The organism is Arthrobacter sp. ERGS1:01 (genome assembly GCF_001281315.1).
Classification (GTDB): Bacteria; Actinomycetota; Actinomycetes; order Actinomycetales; family Micrococcaceae; genus Specibacter.
The window spans coordinates 440,143-458,305 of the sequence record NZ_CP012479.1 but is presented as its reverse complement, the minus strand read 5'-3'; the positions used below and the strand labels follow the sequence as shown (position 1 = coordinate 458,305).

The 18,163-nt window shown below is 66.4% G+C and carries 12 protein-coding genes and 1 tRNA gene; all 13 read right to left on the bottom strand.

Translation table 11 applies throughout. From position 1 onward, the window contains the following. Positions 1 to 1,599 carry a sugar transferase gene (locus tag AL755_RS06055; protein WP_237762604.1) on the bottom strand — a complete coding sequence of 533 codons (1,599 nt, stop codon included), beginning with the start codon at positions 1,597 to 1,599 and terminating at the stop codon, positions 1 to 3. 550 nt (positions 1,600 to 2,149) lie between these two features. Next, positions 2,150 to 4,777, bottom strand: a complete 2,628-nt coding sequence (locus AL755_RS06050; RefSeq protein WP_150117055.1) for a helix-turn-helix transcriptional regulator — start codon at positions 4,775 to 4,777, stop codon at positions 2,150 to 2,152. A gap of 120 nt (positions 4,778 to 4,897) precedes the next feature. Further along, the gene (locus tag AL755_RS06045; RefSeq protein WP_150117054.1) at positions 4,898 to 7,627 is read right to left on the bottom strand and encodes a helix-turn-helix transcriptional regulator; all 2,730 of its coding nucleotides are present in this window, start codon (positions 7,625 to 7,627) and stop codon (positions 4,898 to 4,900) included. A 113-nt stretch (positions 7,628 to 7,740) separates the two neighbouring features. Continuing rightward, entirely contained in the window at positions 7,741 to 8,325 is a 585-nt protein-coding gene (pth, locus tag AL755_RS06040; protein ID WP_054010235.1) for an aminoacyl-tRNA hydrolase, read from the bottom strand. Positions 8,326 to 8,335: 10 nt separating this feature from the next. Beyond that, positions 8,336 to 8,902, bottom strand: a complete 567-nt coding sequence (locus AL755_RS06035) for a 50S ribosomal protein L25/general stress protein Ctc (RefSeq protein WP_054010234.1) — start codon at positions 8,900 to 8,902, stop codon at positions 8,336 to 8,338. Positions 8,903 to 9,393: 491 nt separating this feature from the next. After that, a complete protein-coding gene (locus AL755_RS06030) occupies positions 9,394 to 10,239 on the bottom strand; it encodes a type IV toxin-antitoxin system AbiEi family antitoxin domain-containing protein (RefSeq protein ID WP_160318865.1) in 846 nt (281 codons plus the stop codon). A gap of 261 nt (positions 10,240 to 10,500) precedes the next feature. Next, the gene (locus tag AL755_RS06025) at positions 10,501 to 11,481 is read right to left on the bottom strand and encodes a ribose-phosphate diphosphokinase (protein ID WP_054010232.1); all 981 of its coding nucleotides are present in this window, start codon (positions 11,479 to 11,481) and stop codon (positions 10,501 to 10,503) included. Between the two features lie 40 nt (positions 11,482 to 11,521). After that, entirely contained in the window at positions 11,522 to 12,976 is a 1,455-nt protein-coding gene (gene glmU, locus AL755_RS06020) for a bifunctional UDP-N-acetylglucosamine diphosphorylase/glucosamine-1-phosphate N-acetyltransferase GlmU (protein ID WP_054010231.1), read from the bottom strand. Between the two features lie 100 nt (positions 12,977 to 13,076). Then, positions 13,077 to 13,148: transfer RNA gene (locus AL755_RS06015), tRNA-Gln, on the bottom strand. A 118-nt stretch (positions 13,149 to 13,266) separates the two neighbouring features. Then, positions 13,267 to 14,148, bottom strand: a complete 882-nt coding sequence (locus AL755_RS06010; RefSeq protein ID WP_054010230.1) for a type IV toxin-antitoxin system AbiEi family antitoxin domain-containing protein — start codon at positions 14,146 to 14,148, stop codon at positions 13,267 to 13,269. Between the two features lie 177 nt (positions 14,149 to 14,325). After that, the gene (locus AL755_RS06005) at positions 14,326 to 16,113 is read right to left on the bottom strand and encodes an ABC-F family ATP-binding cassette domain-containing protein (protein WP_054010229.1); all 1,788 of its coding nucleotides are present in this window, start codon (positions 16,111 to 16,113) and stop codon (positions 14,326 to 14,328) included. A 42-nt stretch (positions 16,114 to 16,155) separates the two neighbouring features. Continuing rightward, on the bottom strand, positions 16,156 to 17,187 hold the full coding sequence (locus AL755_RS06000; protein ID WP_192841653.1) for a 4-(cytidine 5'-diphospho)-2-C-methyl-D-erythritol kinase: 1,032 nt from the start codon (positions 17,185 to 17,187) through the stop codon (positions 16,156 to 16,158). A 5-nt stretch (positions 17,188 to 17,192) separates the two neighbouring features. Next, a complete protein-coding gene (gene rsmA, locus AL755_RS05995) occupies positions 17,193 to 18,071 on the bottom strand; it encodes a 16S rRNA (adenine(1518)-N(6)/adenine(1519)-N(6))-dimethyltransferase RsmA (protein WP_054010227.1) in 879 nt (292 codons plus the stop codon). Positions 18,072 to 18,163: the final 92 nt, after the last annotated feature.

Sequence of the window (18,163 nt, the reverse complement as noted above, 5' to 3'; positions counted from 1 at the left end):
CTAGTAGGCGCCGACAGGCGCGTAAACGGCTTTGATGGTTCGCCACAAGATGATGAAGTCGCCGGTCAGGGACCAGTTCTCCACGTAATACAAATCGAGGCGGACCGACTCTTCCCACGGCAGGTTCGACCGGCCGCTGACTTGCCACAATCCGGTGATGCCGGGCTTGATGAGCAGGCGCCGATGGGTTGGCTTCTCATACTCATCCACTTCCTTCTTCAGCGGCGGCCGCGGTCCCACCAGGCTCATGTCCCCCTTGAGCACGTTCCAGAACTGCGGCAGCTCATCGAGGGAGAACTTGCGCATCCAGGTCCCGCAGCGGGTGACGCGCGGATCGTGGGCAATCTTGAAGGTCACGCCGTCGGACTCGTTGGCGTCCGCCAGGTCCGGCAGTTGCGCCTCCGCGTCCCTGACCATGGAGCGGAACTTGAACATCTTGAAGACTTCACCGTTGCGGCCCACGCGTTCCTGACGGAACAGGGCCGGGCCGGTGCTGTCCAGGCGGACAATGACGGCCAGGGCTGCCAGGACCGGTGCCAGGATCAGGAGGGCGGCCGCGGAGAGGCCAATATCCATGGCCCGCTTGAAGACGTGTCGCACGCCGGCGTATTGGGGCAGTTCAACGTGCATCAGCGGCAGTCCTTCCACTGGACGGAAATGGACGCGGGGTCCGGCTACGTTGGTCAGGCTCGAGGCCAGGACAAGTTCGGTGGACATGTCCTCAAGGCGCCAGCCGAGTTCCTGGATCGTCTCGGGGCCGCCCGGGAGCGCCCCGGCCACCACCACGGTGGAGGCCCCGGTCACGCGGACCACGCGGGAGATATCGGCCATGGTCGAGAGGACCGGAATCTTGTACCAGGGCGGGCGAAGCTCCATCTTTTCCTCGAGCGTTGTCAGGGCGACACCTGCCACCCGGTATCCGACGCTGAGGTGGTTCTTCAGCTGGCCGATCACGTATTCGACGTCGACGGCGTTGCCCAGGACCACCACGTCGCTCAGGAACCGTCCGGAGGACCGTTGCCGGGCCAGCCACTGCCGCCAGATCCAACGGGCCGCAACGAGCGAAATCATGCCCAACGGCAGGGCCACGGCGAAGAAGCCGCGGACCACGTCAACCTTGAAGACGAGCATCAGGATCGCGACGGCGCCAAAGACGCGGAGCGAGGATTGGAGCACGCGCCGGTACTCGGCGGCGCCGGCGCCAAACACTTGCCGGTCCCGGCTCCGGGACAGTTCAAGGTCGGCCATCCAGACCAGCAGGATGATTCCGGCGAGCCAGCCGTAGTTGACCGTGCCGTCTCCGTCGCCGTCGACCATGGTCGAGTTGTCAAGGCCGAACCGGCCAAGGAAGGCGACGGCCAGGACGGCGGCAATGACCACGACGTCGGTCAGCCGGATGCACCAGCTGTAGGTCTTCCACCACTCACGGGATGCGGATTGGCTGCGCTGTTCCGAGGCCCAAGTCTTCGCATCCCAAACTGCATGCTTGGGACGGTCCAGCTTGGTTGCCGGGATGGTTTTGTGGGATTTTCCGGTCAGGGTGTTCCGCTTCCCCAGGGGAGCGTGGATCTTGATCTGGGTCATCGTGAGGCCGTCCATTGGATGCCTGCCGGCATCGGCGAGCGAACCGCGCTGCTGCTTTGCATCGCGGAGCGCGCAAGAAATACGGAGGGAGCCGGCGACGGCTGGGGGAAAGCCTTGGTCTCAGAAGGCTTATCCGCCGCCGGCTCCGAATGGGGAGCTTGGTGGCTGCCACCAAGCTGTTTTTGTGACTCGCGCAGGGTTACAGCGATGGGGGTAGCTGGGTACCGGTGCGCTTCGGGGGCCGGCATGCCGGCCCCGGGGAGGTGCACCACCGTTTGCATTGACTGAGACATTTGAGACCAACTCATCCTTCGTATCCGGTGGGATGACTCAAGTTAACGTCTCTCTGACCATTGCCACATCAGTGGCGGGTACCCGTTAAGTGGGTTGATCCGGCCACCCGCAAGCAAGTACTACTTGGTTTTCTACCTACTCGAGTACTTGCAGGTACTTGGTTTAAGGGTGTTTTTTGGCAGAATTTCCCGAGTACAAACGCCGCGGGGCGTTGTTATGGTTGCCATCTGCTTTCCACTCGGATAGTCGATGCGAGTGGTGAGTGGAGTGTTTAGGCGGTGAAAACGAGCGAGAGCTCGCTGCGACCCGCGATGCCGAGCTTGGCATAACTGCGGTACAGGTGGCCCTCGACCGTGCGGACGGACACCTGCAGCTGCTCGGCGATGTCCTTGTCCGTCAGGCCCGTGGCGGCCAGCCTGGAAACCTCGCGTTCACGCGTCGTGAGGTCATCCGGCACGGCCGGTACCTGTACCTGCACGGGCGCGGCGGCGGCAAGGGCTGAGGGGGCGAGCTCCGCGGCGGCCGCGGCGAGCCCGGTCCGTGCGGCCTGGGCCAAGGTACCCTGCCGGTCATGGATGGAAAGGCTGATGCCGTGCCGAAAAACAGCCGCCGCGTGGGCGAACATCCTCGCCGCCAGCAATCGTTCCCCGGCGTCCACGGCCACGGCTCCGTCGCTTGCCGTCATGGCTTTCGCAAAATCCGCCAGCGCCGCACTCCAGCGGCCGTCCACGAGCCCCGCCGCGGCCTTCAGTTTCGGCAGGACGGCGACGGCGTCGAAATCCATGGCCAGCGCCAGCGCGTTCAGTTCGGCCAGGTGGTGCCCGGCCGCCGCGGCCGTGGCGGCGACGGCCATGAGCCGGCCCGCGCCGTCGCCCCTCAGATGCCCCAGTCCCGCGGCCAGGTAGGCGCGTTCATGGGTCGTGACAACGTACATCCCGGTGCTCTCCCGGTACAGGCCGTGCAACCGCTCCGCCTCGGCTTTCCGCCCGAGCACGGCGGCCGAGTAAAACGCCATGGCCGTGCCGTATCCGGCCAGGTGCTGGGGGTCGCTGACCGCCAACGCCTCGATTCCCGGCAGCAGCGCTTCAAGGGCGTCGGAGATCTTGCCCTGGCGCAGCAGGATCATGCCGCGGGCCACGTTCGCGCTGCCGCCAAATGAGACAATGGCCGGCCCCAGGTCCACCTCGGTGGCCCGCAGGACACTTTCCACCTCATCCCATGCCCCGGCCGCAAGGGATGCCGTCAGTGCCCGCCCCAGGATCATTTCAGGCAGGAAGAATACGTCGTGCCCCTCCCATTGCGGGATGGCCAGTGCCTGCCCTGCGCGGGCCATGCCTTCGGCGGGCCTGCCAAGAGCTGTGAGCCGTTCGGCGTCGATGGCCAGGACAATGGCCCGGTTGAGCCAAAAGTCGCCGTCGCCGGCACGCTCCTCCCGGGCGAGCATGGCCCCAATCGCCGCAACCATCTCCTCGCCGTAGTTGCCGGTGCGCGACAGCACCAGGATGTCCAGCACGGTGGCCCGCTCGGCGGACTGCAGCAGGATCTCGGCAGAATGCTCCGGATCAGCCGCGGCAAGCCGTATCCCGGTGGCCCGCAGGGTCTGCGCGTCGCGGTCGATGAGCAGGGCCGGCTCCCCCAGCGCCTCGCGCGTGGCGGAGTGCAGGATGGCGCCAAAGACCAGCTCGGACAGACTCTCCGCCTGTGCCTCGGCACCGTCTAGGAACTTCGCGGCGGCCTCGTACTCGCCCATGTCGTAGTGTGCGCGGGCCTTGACGGCGCGGGCCCGCACCACAAACTCCGTGCCCGTGATTGAATCGGCAAGCGACATTGCCAGTTGTGGCCGGAACAGCTTGCACGCGTAGATGCCGGCCAGCAACAACCGCTCGGGGGCAACATGGCCCCCGCTTTCCAACGACCACACCACGCGGCGGACCACGGCCTGCGGGTTGGAATCGTCGGATTCGAGCCTGTCCATCAGCTGTTGGTGCAGCAACAGGCTCTCGGTGCGCGAGACCATGTTCCGGATGACGTCGCCATAGACCGGGTTGATGAGCTGCAGCTCCCCCGGCCGGCCCGTTGGCTCGTGGATAAGGTGGCGTTCCTGGAGCTCCCGGACCGGATCGTGCCCGAGCATCTCGGCAATGACCGCTTCCGGAACGGGTTCGGACAGCGCCACAAGGTTGAGCGCCTGCCGGGCAACCGGGGAAATCCCGCGCAGCTGTTCGCGCACCACGTCCTGCAACTGGTGGCCGCGCGGCATGGCCGTCATGTCAATCGTCCACGCGCCGCCCTTTTTCCGCAGCAGGCCGCCGGCGTGGGCCTCCGCCATGATCAGCGACATCAGCAGCGGGTTGCCGCCGGCCGTGGACCACAGGTACCAGCTGGTGCCGGCCATGGTCCGCCCGCCCAGTGCCGCATCACAGAATTCCCGGCCCTCCTGGAGCGTGAGCGGGTGCAGGTGGATGCGTTCGGCCAGGCCGGCGTCCCAGAGTTGCGGGAGGGGGTGGACCAGGTCGCGGGCACTCCTGTGCGAGACCACAAGCTTCATTTGACCGGCCTGGACCAGCCTGACCACCAACTCCGCCGTGGCGCCGTCAATGTAGTCGGCCTCGTCGATGATGAAGAGTGGGAGCCCGAGAGGGGTGTCCGGGCCAAGGGTTTGGCGCAGTTCCGCTTCCTTTTCCGCCAGCAGGGCGAGCATTTCCCGGATCGCGTCGACGGCGGAGACAACCAATGCGCTTGAGTCCCGTTGCAGATACGGTGTCAGGACGCCGAACGGCACCCCGGCCAGGGACGGGGTGCCCTGGATGAAGATGACGGCGGTGTTGGGCCTGGATTCCTTCGCCAATTCGCGCAGCAGCGACGTGATGCCCAGTCCCATTTCGGCGCTGAGGAACACGGCCCGGCATTCGTCCCCGTGAAGTTGTTGGGTGATTTGGGCAAGCTCGGCCTTCCGACAAAACGGCGTGAGCGGGCCGGCCCCACTTCCTCCAAATGCCCGGTCCTTAAGCACCATCGATCACAGTTCCGCATCCTGTTCCAGCTCGGAGCGGGTGGTGATTCCCAGCTTGCTGTAGACCTGATAGAGGTGGCCCTCAACGGTACGCACGGAAACACCGATCCTGTCCGCAATGGCCCGGTTACCCAGTCCGCGCTTGGCAAGCTTGGCAACCTGCAACTCGCGCTGGGTCAGTTTGATCCCGGAATTCTGTGGCACCATCGGCATTTTCGCCAGATCGCCCCTGAGCCGGTCAAGGCGTGCCTTCGCTTCCCGGGCCAGCGCATTCTGGCCTTGCTCCCGGGCAAAGTCCAGGGCGACCACGGCGCAACGGGACTCCACGGCGTCGAGCTTGAGCTCCTGGGCGATCGCGGCGGCCTCCAACGCGGCGGCGGGGTCGCGGGTCCGGCAGCTTCTGGCCAGGGCGACGACGACGTTGGGCATGGGTCCCTGGCGGCGCAGCGAGATTTCCTCCAGCAGCGCGTAGTCCTTTTCGCTGGCCTGGACCGTGCCGCCAAACAGGGACATGGAGGCCGTGGTGACCCGCTGCTTGCCGATGTCCGTGGCTGCCGAATCGTGCAGCTTGCCCACGGCACGGGGATCGTCAAGCCAGCGCAGGGCCATGAGGCGGAAGAACTTGGCCATCGCGCGGTTGGTCCACTGTGTGGGTCCGTCGAGGGAGCCGGCAAACGCCAGGCACCGGGCCGCTTCTTCCTCATTGTTGATTTGCGCGTAGGAGAATGCCAGCGCCGAGTAGGCAAGCCCCAGCGCGTTGTCGCTTTCGCGGACCTCCAACTGCGCGGCCGCGGCCAGCAGCACCTCTACGGCTTCGGCGCCCCGGCCGGCGTAGGTGTGGGCGAGTCCCAGGTTCAACTCGATCAGGCCGCCGCGGTACTGCGCCGGTTGCGGCATGTTCTCGAGTTCCTCGCGCAGCATGTCTACGCACTCGACCCACTGTCCGCTCCAGATCAGGGCACAGGCCAGGCCGTCGCGGAAATAGTCGGTGAACAGCGGCGGCACGTCCTCCGCCACCATGGCCCGCTCCAGGCGCCGCGCCAGGGCGATGGCCTCCAATTCCCGGCCCAGGACCGCCAGGGTGGGCACCAGCAGGCATGCACAGTTGATGCCGAATTCACTGCCAAGGTCCGTGCCGGCTCCTTCGAGTTCCCGGGCAATCTCGGCAAACTCGCCGCTGTGCACCTGGTATTCAAAGGTCGCCAGGAGGATACGCCGGCGGGCTACCAGGAGGTCCGCGTGGGTGCTTGATCCTTCCGCTGCCGCAATGTGTTCCTCCGCATCCGCCAGCAATGCCGGGATCCGTTCGTAACCCCGCGGCACCCACAGCAGCGCCCCGGTCAGGGACAGCACCCAGGAGCCATAGTCGGCCACGCCCAACGCCTCCACCACGGTGTCCGGTACGGCGTCGAGCTCTCCCACCGCCCGCCCGTAGTCGGCCGTGATCCGGAAGGCTGCGCTGCGAGCCTGCACGGCCTTGACCCGCAGGGAATGGCCGACGGGGATTTCCGCCGTGCACCGCAGTGCCAGCAGGGGGTCAAAGTGCCGGATGGCCCGGGCCGCCGCGGCAAGCCCAAAGTCGGGGTCCAGGACCAGCCCGGCGTCCAGCGTCCAGGCCGCAAGGGACATGACCTCCTGGGCGTCCAGCTGGTCAAGGTCACGACTGGCATGCGTGGCGATTTCACTGAAGAGTTCGGCCTTGCGGTCGGCGGAGAGCCAGCCGCGCACAATGTCCCCCACATAGCGTTCACTCAGGTAGGCGCGGTGGCGGCCCATGGAGCTGATCTCCAGGAATCCGCGCTCCTCCAACTCGGAGACGGCATCCTGACCGACCACGGAAAGCACCACCGAGAGCGGGGCCGTGCCCAACAGTGCCATCTTCTCGATACCCAGCCGGACGACGTCGGACTCCCGGGCCAGCCTGGAGCGCACAATCCCGGCCAAGGCGCTGCTGGACTCGACGTTGAGCGGGCCGGAAATGACCCACACGCCGCTCTTCGTCTTCAGGTTCCCGTTGGCCACCTGCTCATGGAAGAGGGCCTGCAGGACGAGCGGAATTCCGTTGCTGGCCTTGTACAGGGCGGAGATGGCCGATTCAGAGGCGGGCGTGTTGGTGGCCTTGGTGACCAGGGTGCCCACTTCGGCGCGGCTGAAATAGTTCAGCCGCATTTCCCGCAGCAGGCCGTCCTTGACCAGCCAGACCAGGTCCTCGGGCAGCTGGCCGGCCTCGCGGGCCAGCACCAGCACCTTGGCGGTGCCGCGCAGCAGCATGTGCATGACCACGCCAACGGTGCCCGGATCCAATTCGGGAAGGTCGTCGATCACCAAGAGGACTTCCTTGCCCGCGGCGTCGTTGCGGATGAGGTCGTCGACGCCGTGGATGATGCCGGCCGGGGACTCGGAGGCGGTGGCGGGCAGCCGGGCCATGAGCAGGGCAAGCGCCCCATAAGAGACCTGGGTTTCGGCGGATGAGCCGAAGAGCCGCACCACATGCGTGGTCGGGGCAAGGGCGGTTTCCACGGCGCGGGCCAGGGTGGTTTTTCCAACGCCCCAGGGGCCCACCACAACGACTCCGTAGCTTTCGGCGGCACCAATGGCCCGGACAACGTCGTCGATCTCGGTTTGGCGTACGAACGACGACCAGAGCCGCCTGTCGGCGGCCCCCAAAGCATCGAACGCTTGCGTTTTCCCACCACTCACCCAGGAGCGGGAAACGACAACATTGTCTATCGTCATGCCGAGACCTCAGTATCCTGCCGGCGGCAATGACCTTGGTCACATTGTCGACGGCACCTGTTGAGATCATAACAGGACGAGGACCCGATTTGAACGATTTTTACGCTTCGGGGCTACCCCTTGGCAGGGTGGAATTTCTCCTGTGCCGCCGCGAGGCCCTGGGAAATAAGCAGCTCGGCGGCGTCCGCCGCGGCGTCGATCAGGAACGGCAAATCCTTGGACTCGGTGCTCGAGAAGTCGCGCAGCACGTGGCTTGCGGCGTCGGCCCGGCCGGGCGGGCGGCCAACGCCTGCACGTACCCGGTAGTAGTCCTTGGTGCCGAGCACTTTGGAGATGTCCCGCAGGCCGTTGTGTCCGCCCTCGCCGCCGCCCATTTTCAGCCTGACGGAGTCGAAGGGGATGTCGATTTCGTCGTGGATCGCGACCACGTGGTCCGGGGTGAGGTTGTAGAACTTCGCCAGGGACGCCGTCGGGCCTCCGCTGAGGTTCATGAAAACTGTTGGCTTGGCCAGGATGACCTTGGGTCCGCCCGCGCCCAAACGGCCCGTGGCAACGAGTGCGCGGGCCTTGTGGGTCTTGAAGGAGGCGCCAAGGCGGGAGGCAAGTTCCTCGACCACCATGAAGCCAATATTGTGCCGGTTACGGATGTAGCCGGGCCCGGGGTTCCCGAGCCCGACTACAAGCCAGGTATCACTCATGGAGTGGAGACTACTCGGCAGCCGGAGCTTCTTCAGCAACGACGGCCGGCTCGGCCAGGTGCACGAGCAGCATGGCGGGATCGTTGAGCAGCTCAACGTTGGCCGGCAGGACCAGGTCGCTGGCGTGGATGTGCTGACCGGCGGTGCGGCCGGCCAGGTCGATCTCAACCTTGACGGGCAGGTGCGTGGCGTCGGCGGACAGGCTGACGGACATTTCTTCCTGGTTCACGACGACGGAAGCTGCTGCTTCGCCAACGAGTACGAGGGGAACGTCAACGGTAACCTTCTCGCCCTTCTGGACGGTCAGCAGGTCGATGTGCTCGACGATCTGCAGCAGCGGGTCGCGCTGGACGTCCTTGACCAGGGCCAGGTGCTCGACGCCGTCGACCGTGACGGTCAGCAGGGCGTTGGCGCCGCGGATGGCGCGAACGGTTGCGCGCTCCGGCAGGACGATGTGGAGGGGGGCAACGCCGTGGCCGTAAACGACTGCGGGGATCTGGGCTGCGCGGCGGATGCGGCGGGCAGCGCCCTTGCCGAACTCGGTGCGGAGTTCGCCGGTGAGGTTAAGGTCAGACATAAAAAATGCTCCTTGCGTCTTTGATGGGCGTGGACAAAACAGGTCACACAATCCATCATCAAAGTTCAGGAGCTGCGAGACCCAGTCGATCACGGACATTCCACAAGTGGAGCGTCCCTCGCCAAGGTTTACTGCACAAGTTTAGCAGACCGCCGGGCCGCAAGTTTATGCGCCGAACCCGCACCCGGTTTGGCGCCACCGACGCGACTACGCCACACCCAGCCCCAGTTCACCGCATAACGTTGACCCACCCCGGACCACATGGCTACGCCACGAGTTTATGCGCCCAACCCGCACCCGGTTTGGCGCCACCGACGCGGCTGCGCCACACCCAGCCCCAATTCACCGCATAACGTTGACCCACCCCGGACCACATGGCTACGCCACGAGTTTATGCGCCCAACCCGCACCCGGTTTGGCGCCACCGACGCGGCTGCGCCACACCCAGCCCCAATTCACCGCATAACGTTGACCCACCCTGGACCGCAAGGCTACGCCGCAACCCTATGCGCCGGATTGGCAGACGGCTTTGGTGCAGAACAGATCATTGCAAGCGCTTGGCGCACCCAGCCGAGCATGACGTCCGGCCGCCCCAGGACCACCCTCGCCGGAATGCGAAGGCACCACTGCCCCTTGATGACCAGCAGATTGTCCCGCCGAAGGTCCTCCGCCCATCCCTGGGGCGTGTTGTGGAATTGCTCCCCGTCCGTTTCAACGCAAAGCACGCCCTCCACGAGCAGGTCCAGGTGGCCCACGTCCTTGACGTAGTACTGGCCCTGGACGTTGAGCCCGTCCTTTTTCAGGTAGTACCGTGCCACGGTTTCCGCAATGGACATGGATTGGGGGTCGATCATGTCAATGGTGGCTCGTGCCCGGGCGTCTTCACGTCCGGCAAAGGCAACACGCAGTTCGGGAATGGTGCACAGACCCAGCACGACGGCGGATTCCATCACCGCCAGTCCGTCCACTTCGGAGCCGCACTTGACGCATTGGCGCAGGATGTCCATCAGGGTCTGCGGTCCCTTGACCTTGTGGACCACGCAGCCCGGGACCGGCCGTCCATGGGCCGCGGCCACATGAGGCATGGCGGGCGCCTTGATGATCCACAGGCCCAGTTGCTCTGCCTTGGTGAAGCACGTCCGCCGCGCTTGGTGAAGGGCAAGGCGAACGTCCAAGGGGTCGGCGTCCGGAAGCGCGTAGTAGCCCCGGTCGATCCGCCGAAGCTGCCCCTCGCTGACGGCCTTGCGGATCTGCCACTCGGTGCAGCCGCGGGCCATCAGGTCCTTGCGGCGGGCTACTTTTCCGTACCACGCCACTTCTTCAACAACGGTTCGCATCCTTGTATCGGTCATGCACCCATGGTGTCCCCGCAGCGGGCGCCGCGGCAGCCCCGCCGTCGTAAGTGGGGACAAGTACGTACTCGACGAGGGTTGTGGAGGGACAAACGGGCCCGTTTACGCGAAAAACCCGCCGCGAGTCCCGCGCATAAGCCACTTGGTGGGAGCTTATGCGCGCGACCCGCAGCGGGTTTTGCGCCAGTGACGCGGCAGCGCCACACTCACAACGAGTGTGGCGCATAAACGCGAGAAAGGCAGTTGTTAGGCGTTGCCGTCGAACAGCGAGGTGACCGAGCCGTCCTCGAAGACTTCCTTGATGGCCTGGGCCAGCAGCGGTGCAATGGAGAGCACGGTCAGCGTCGGGAAGCGCTTGGATTCCGGGATGGGCAGCGTGTTGGTGACCACCACTTCGCGGGCGCCACAATTGGCGAGGCGTTCGGCGGCGGGGTCGGAGAACACCGCGTGCGTGGCGGCGATGATGACGTCCTTGGCGCCGGCGTCCTTGAGCACGCGCACGGCGCCGGCAATGGTTCCACCGGTGTCGATCATGTCGTCGATGAGCACACAGGTGCGCCCCTCAACCTGGCCCACCACGGTCTTGGACACGGCCTGGTTCGGCACGGTCAGATCGCGCGACTTGTGCACGAACGCCAGCGGCGCCCCGCCCAGGCGCTCGGCCCACTGCTCAGCCACGCGCACGCGGCCGGTGTCCGGCGAAACCACTGTGACGGCGTCGTCCCCCACCATGTCACGGATGTGGTCGGCCAGCAGCGGGATGGCGAACAGGTGGTCCACGGGGCCGTCGAAGAAGCCCTGGATCTGTGCCGTGTGCAGGTCAACGCTCATGATGCGGTCGGCGCCGGCCGTCTTGTACAGGTCAGCGACGAGGCGGGCGGAGATCGGCTCGCGGCCGCGGCCCTTCTTGTCCTGGCGGGCGTACGGGTAGAACGGGGAGACCACGGTGATGCCGCGGGCGGAGGCGCGCTTCATGGAATCGACCATGATCAGCTGCTCCATGAGCCAGTTGTTCATCGGCGCCGGGTGCGACTGGATGATGAACACTTCCTTGCCGCGCACGCTCTCGCCGGAGCGGACGTAGATCTCACCGTTCGCGAAGTCGTAGGCGGAGATGGGCAGCAGCTCCGTGTTCAAACAGCGCGCCACTTCCTCGGCCAGCTCTGGGTGGGCGCGGCCCGAGGCCACCACCAGTTTCTTGTCGACGTTGTGGCTAAGTTCGCTCATCGGATCGCTTTCTCGCAGGGGGGACGGTAGGTGAGAAGTCTTAGGAGTTTTCGGCATTTTCGGCGGCCTTTGCGGGCACGCTGCCGGGGCGGTTCGCCACGGTCCAGCCGTTCGCGTTGCGCTGCGGTGCCACGGAAAGGGTCAGTGCCCCGGCCGGGACGTCCTTGCGCACAATGGCGCCTGCACCCGTGAATGCACCGTCCCCCACGGTCACGGGTGCCACGAATACTGTGTTGGAGCCCGTGCGCACGCCCGAGCCGATCACCGTGCGGTGCTTGTTGACGCCGTCGAAGTTGGCGGTGATGTTGCCGCAGCCGATGTTGGTGTCCTCGCCGATTTCGGCGTCGCCGGCGTAGCCGAGGTGGCTGAGCTTGGAGCCGCGGCCGATCGTGACGTTCTTGGTTTCGTAGAACGCGCCGATCTTGCCGTCCGCGCCCAGGACGGTGCCGGGGCGCAGGTAGGTGAACGGGCCGACATGGGCGCCCGCGCCGATTACGGCACCGGAGCCGTGCGTGCGGGTCACTTCGGCGCCTTCGGCGATCTGCACGTTCATGAGCGTCGAGTCGGGGCCGACGACGGCGTCGCGCGCCACCGTGGTGGTGCCGTGCAGCTGGGTGCCGGGCAGGATCGTGACGTCTTCGTCGAGGACCACCGTGGAGTCGATCCAGGTGGTGGCGGGGTCGACGATGCTGACGCCGGCGCGCATCCAGCCTTCGACGATCCGGCGGTTGTGTTCGGCGCCGAGGGTGGCGAGCTGGACGCGGTCGTTGGCGCCCTCAACCTGCCAGCGGTCGGTGGTGACGACGGCGGCAACGCGGCCGCCTTCGTTCCGGGCGAGGCCCAGGACGTCGGTCAGGTACATTTCGCCCTGGTTGTTGTCCGTGGTGACATGCTTCAACGCGTCGCGGAGCACCTTGGCGTCAAAGGCGTAGATGCCGGAGTTGATCTCGCGGATTTCGCGTTCGGCGTCGCTGGCGTCCTTGTGTTCGCGGATGCCCAGGACGGTGCCGTCGGTGGCGTGGCGGAGGATGCGGCCGTAACCGGCGGCGTCGTCGAGCACGGCGGTCAACACGGTGACGGCGTTGTTGTCGGTTTCGTGGGTGGCCACGAGTTCGGTGAGGAGCTCGGTGGTCAGCAGGGGTACGTCGCCGTAGGTGACGACAACGGTGCCATCCACGGGGGCGGTGGCGTCGAGGGCGTCCAGGGCCACCTGCACTGCGCGGCCGGTGCCGGGGACGTCGTCCTGGTCAACAATGAGCGCGGTGGCATCCAATGCGGCGATGTGCGCGGCCACGATGTCCCGTTCAAACCTGACCACCACGGCAAGCCGTTCCGGGTTCAGGCCCTGCGCCGCAGCAAGTGCGTGACCCACCATGGACACCCCGCCAATGGGGTGCAGGATCTTGGGTAGCCGAGACTTCATCCGGGTGCCGGCACCGGCGGCCAGCACGATTACGGCGGCAGGATTGAATGGTTTGGTGTCTTGGGGGCTCACTAAGTGGCACTCCTACCCGGACCATGGTCCGTGATCAAACGTACGCAATTGGAAACAAGTCCATGGTACCCGTTCACGGCATGTACTTCAGATCAGGGTGTTCCGCCCATAGGACTCGAACCTATACTCCACAGCTCCAAAGGCTGGGGTGCTGCCATTACACCAGAGCGGAATGTGAGGCCTTGCCCCTATGGGAGACTCACGAGAATATAGTGTGCCACGGAGAGGGCGCATTTCGCGACTTGGCCCCGCCGGCGCGGCCAATTTTCCCGCCCGGCACGTGTCAAAGTTCACACAATTTCCGGCCGCCGGCACGTTCCACGCGGGACTGCGGGCGGGTTTTGCGTGGAACGGATCGCGGCGAGGGCCTGGGACACCCATGCGAGCATCAATTCGGGTTTGTAGAGTGCCACGGCCGCCGGTATGCGCAGCCTCCACACGCCGTTCACCACGAACATGGTGTCGCGCCGCAGGTCCTCTTCCCACCCGCTGGCGGTGTCGTGGAACTCCCGGCCGTCGAGTTCGACGCCGAGCACGCCTTCCACGAGCAGGTCAAGGTGTCCCGCGTCCTTGACATAAGCCTGGCCCTGGACGTTGTAGCCGGCCTTGCGCAGGTGGTAGCGTCCGCAGGTTTCGGCGATCGACATTGACTGCGGGTCGATCAGATCCAGGATTGCCCGGCCCGCAGCATCCTCCCGCCCGGTAAAGGCTTCCCGTAAACTTCCGATCGAGCATTTCCCTTTGACCACAGCAGATTCGACGATGACGAGGGCTTCGAGCTCGGTGCCGCATTTGACGCACTGCCGCAGCAGGTCAAGCAGTGTCTGCCCGCCCATGACCCGGTGCACCACACAGCCGGGAATCGGGTGTCCGTGCGCCGCGGCAACGTGGGGTGCCGCCGGTTCGTTGAGAAGCCACAGACCCAGCTCCGCGACTTTGCTCATGCAGCTGAGCCGGGCTTGGTTCCGGGCCAAATAGATCTCGAGTGCCTCCACGCCGGGCAGCGCGTAGTAGCCGCGGGCAACGCGAACAATGCGGCCATCGTCGAGGGCCAGGCGGATCTGCCGGGTCGACACGCCAAGTTTCAGCAGATCGCGTTGCCGCACCGCCTTGCCCAGACCGGCGATGACGGCTTCGGCGCGGAACTTTTGCGTGCTTTTTGACGTGCCCATGGCACCAGCGTGAGCCACATTGGCGGGCCGCGGCAGCCCCGGTGTCGTAGTTGTGGATGGGAGCCGGGCCGGGCTGCCCTGTGGAGGATTCAGCCGCGAAACGTTCCGCGACAAACCCGCCGCGGGTCTTGCGTGGAACACTGTCCTACGCAAAACCCGCCACGGGTTCGGCGCGGATTACTCCAGGACCTCGGAGGCCTCGAGCCATTCCAGCTCCAGGCCTTCGCGCTCGGCGGAGAGCTTGGCCAACTTGGCATTGAGGTCGGCGAGGGCGTCGTAGTCGCCCACACTGGCGGCCATCTGCGCGTGGATCTTGGCATCCGCCGCCGAGTTCTTGCCCAGCTGGCGCTCCAGGCGGTTCAGGACCTTGCGGGCCTCGCGCTTCTGGCCCTCGGAAGGTCCGGAGGAACCCCCGGCACCGGCGGCGGGGGCCGACTTGGCCGCCATGGCCGCCTCGCGCAGTTCCAGGTACTCGTCCACGCCCCTGACCAGCCCGCGCAGCTTGCCGTCGCCCAAGAGGGCCATCTGGTGGTCGGTGACGCGTTCGAGCAGGTAACGGTCGTGCGAGACCACCACGAGCGTGCCGGGCCAGCCGTCCAGCACGTCCTCCACGGCCGCCAGGGTGTCCGTGTCGAGGTCGTTGGTGGGCTCATCGAGCATGAGCACGTTCGGCTCCCCCACCAGCAGGCGCAGCAACTGCAGGCGGCGGCGCTCACCACCGGAGAGGTCCTTCACGGGCGTCCACTGCTTGTCCTTGGTGAAGCCCAGCTGCTCCACGAGCTGCCCGGCCGTCATGTCCTTGCCGCCCACGTCGAAGGAGCGCTTCTCCCGCTCGATGACCTCCAGGACGCGCAGGTTCATGACGTCGTCCAGCTCGCGCACCTCCTGGGTCAGCACGGCCGTCTGCACGGTCTTGCCGCGCTTGAGCCGCCCGGAGGTGGGCTCCACTTCGCCGTTGAGCAGGCGCAGCAGCGTGGTCTTGCCGGCGCCGTTGACGCCCACGATGCCCAGCCGCTCCCCCGGCGCCAGGCGCAGGGTGATGTTGTTGAAGAGCTCTTTTGAATTGGCACCGTCCCCGTAACTCAGTGAGACGTTCTCTAGGTCCAGTACGTCCTTGCCCTGGCGGGCCGTGGCCATCTTGGACAGGGCAACGGTGTCGCGCGGTTCCGGGACGTCGGCAATGAGCTCGTTGGCTGCCTCGATGCGGAACTTCGGCTTGGCCGTGCGGGCCGGGGCGCCGCGGCGCAGCCACGCCAGCTCCTTCTTGACGAGCTGCACGCGCTTGGATTCGATGACCGAGTTCATCCGGTCGCGCTCGGCCCGGGCCAGCACGTATGCCGCGTAGCCGCCGTCGAACGGGTCCACGATGCCGTCGTGGACCTCCCAGGTGCGGGTACACACCTCATCGAGGAACCAGCGGTCGTGGGTCACGACGACGAACGCGCCTTCGTTGGCCCGCCACCGCTGCTTGAGGTGCCTGGCCAGCCAGGCCACGCCCTCCACGTCGAGGTGGTTGGTGGGCTCGTCAAGCATGATGACGTCGTCGTCGCCGATGAGCAGCTTGGCGAGGGCAACGCGGCGTTTCTGGCCGCCCGAGAGGGAGTGGACGTTTGCGTGCCAGTCCACCTCACCCACCAGGGCGCCCATGATTTCGCGGATCTTCGGGTTGGACGCCCACTCGTGGTCGGCGGCCTCGCCAACGATCGCGAAGCCCACCGTGTGGTCGCCGTCGAGCACGTCGGACTGGTCAAGGTAGCCCACGTGCACGCCGCCGCGGACGGTCACGCGTCCGGAGTCGGCGGTTTGCCGCCCGGAGAGCAGGCGCATGAGGGTCGACTTGCCGTCGCCGTTGCGGCCCACGATGCCGATCCGATCGCCCTCTTCAAGCCCTACCGTCACGCCGTCCAAAACGGTGCGCGTCGCGAAGGCGATGCTGAGATTTTCTCCGCCAAGGAGGTGTGCCACGTCAAACCACTTTCATTAAAAGGAAAATTTGCACTAAGGAATTCATGCGTCAAAAACCAGGTGGGCCCCGTGCACGGGCCCCTCAACGGCTTGTGCCGTGTGCCCGGCGGCGGACAGCGATTCGGCCAGGAATTGGGCGTGTTCGGCGTCCTCGGCCAGCAGGGCGATGGTGGGCCCGGAACCCGAGACCATGGCAGCGAGTGCGCCACGTTCCAGCCCGGCGGCCAGCAGCTTGGCAAGTCCGGGTGCCAGGGAGACTGCGGGCTCCTGGAGATCGTTGGCGAGGAACGGCGCCAGCCCGCGAGGATCCCCGGCCCGCAGGGCGGCCAGGATGTGCGGATCGACGTGCCGCGGCGCGGCCGGCTCGTTCCCGGCCCGCTGCGCATCCAGGGCGCCAAACACGACCGGCGTGGACAGCCCGAACTCCGATTGCAGCAGCACCCAGTGCAGCGGTTCCGGCGCGAGGGCCGCGGTGAGCTTGTCCCCAATGCCAAGTCCGACGGCGGCGCCCCCCAGGAGCGCGAACGGCACGTCGGCGCCCAGTTCGGAGCCGAGAATGGAGAGCTCTTCCCGGGAGAGGCCCGTGTGCCAGAGCGCGTCGGCGGCCACGAGTGCCGCGGCGGCGTCGGCCGATCCGCCGCCCATGCCGCCGGCGATGGGGACGTGCTTGGTGATTTCCAGGTGCACGCCACAGGCATTCTCGCTGATGTCGGCCACGAGCCGGGCGGCACGGACCGCCAGGTTGGTCCCGTCCAGCGGGATGCCGGCGAGCTGCTCCGGGGACAGCGTGCTGTTGGCGCTGACGCTGATGGTGACGTCGTCGGGTGGGGTGCCGGGCTTGGCGGTCGCGGAGACTTCCTCGTACAGCGACACGGCCAGGTACGTGCTGGCCACGGAGTGGTAGCCGTCCTCGCGCAGCGGCCCCACCCGGAAGGAGACGTTGATCTTGCCGGGGGCCTTGACGCGCACGTGCCGGGGCCGGCCGGCCCAGTCGTATTCCTCGCCCAGCAGGCTGCCCGGGGTACTGGACAGGGCAGGCCGTCCTGCGCGGTCGCGGGGGCTCAACGGTTCCATGAAGGCTAGGCCATCAACGGGAGTTTGGCTTCGGCGATGCGGGCGTAGGCGGCCACGTCGATGACTTCGCCGCGCGCAGTCGGGTCGACCCCGGCAATGCGCAGGAAGCGTTCGGCCTCCGCCGCTCCCCCGGCCCAACCGGCCAGCGCGGCCCGCAGCGTCTTGCGGCGTTGGGCGAAGGCGGCGTCGATCACGGCAAAGACTTCCTGGCGGCTGGCCCGGGTGACGGGGGGTTCGCGGCGGGTGAACTCCACGAGTCCCGAGGAAATCTTCGGTGCCGGCCAGAACACGTTCATGCCGATCACGCCGGCCTTGCGCATCTGCGAGTACCAGGCTCCCTTGACTGACGGCACGCCGTACGTCTTGGAACCGGGTCCGGCCACCATGCGGTCCGCCACCTCGTCCTGGACCATGACGAGCCCGTGCTTGAGGGACGGGAAGTGCTCCAGCAGGTGCAGCACCACGGGCACGGCCACGTTGTACGGCAGGTTGGCCACCAGCGCTGTTGGCTCGGCGGGCAGCTCGGTCACGCGCATCGCGTCGGAGAGGACGACGTCGAGGTTGCCCGCCTTCTCCGGGCGGAACGCGGCCACGGTGGAGGGCAGCTTTGCGGCCAGGACGGGATCGATCTCCACGGCCACCACGCGGGCGGCGGCGTCCAGCAGCCCCAACGTCAGCGAGCCCAGTCCGGGGCCCACCTCCAGCACGGTTTCGGCGGGGTCGACGTTGGCGGCGGCGACGATCCGGCGGATTGTGTTGCCGTCGATCACAAAGTTCTGTCCCAGCGTCTTGGTGGGGCGCACGCCGATTTCCTCCGCGAGGCGGCGGATTTCGGTGGCGCCCAGAAGGGGCTGGGTGGCGGGGCTGGGTTGGGGCGAGGTCACTGCACAATCGTATCCGCTATTAAAGAACGCGCTCCCCGGCGACTGTAAAAGTCTTCCGGGGAGCGCGGGCAAAACGAGGGGTGCCAGGTGGC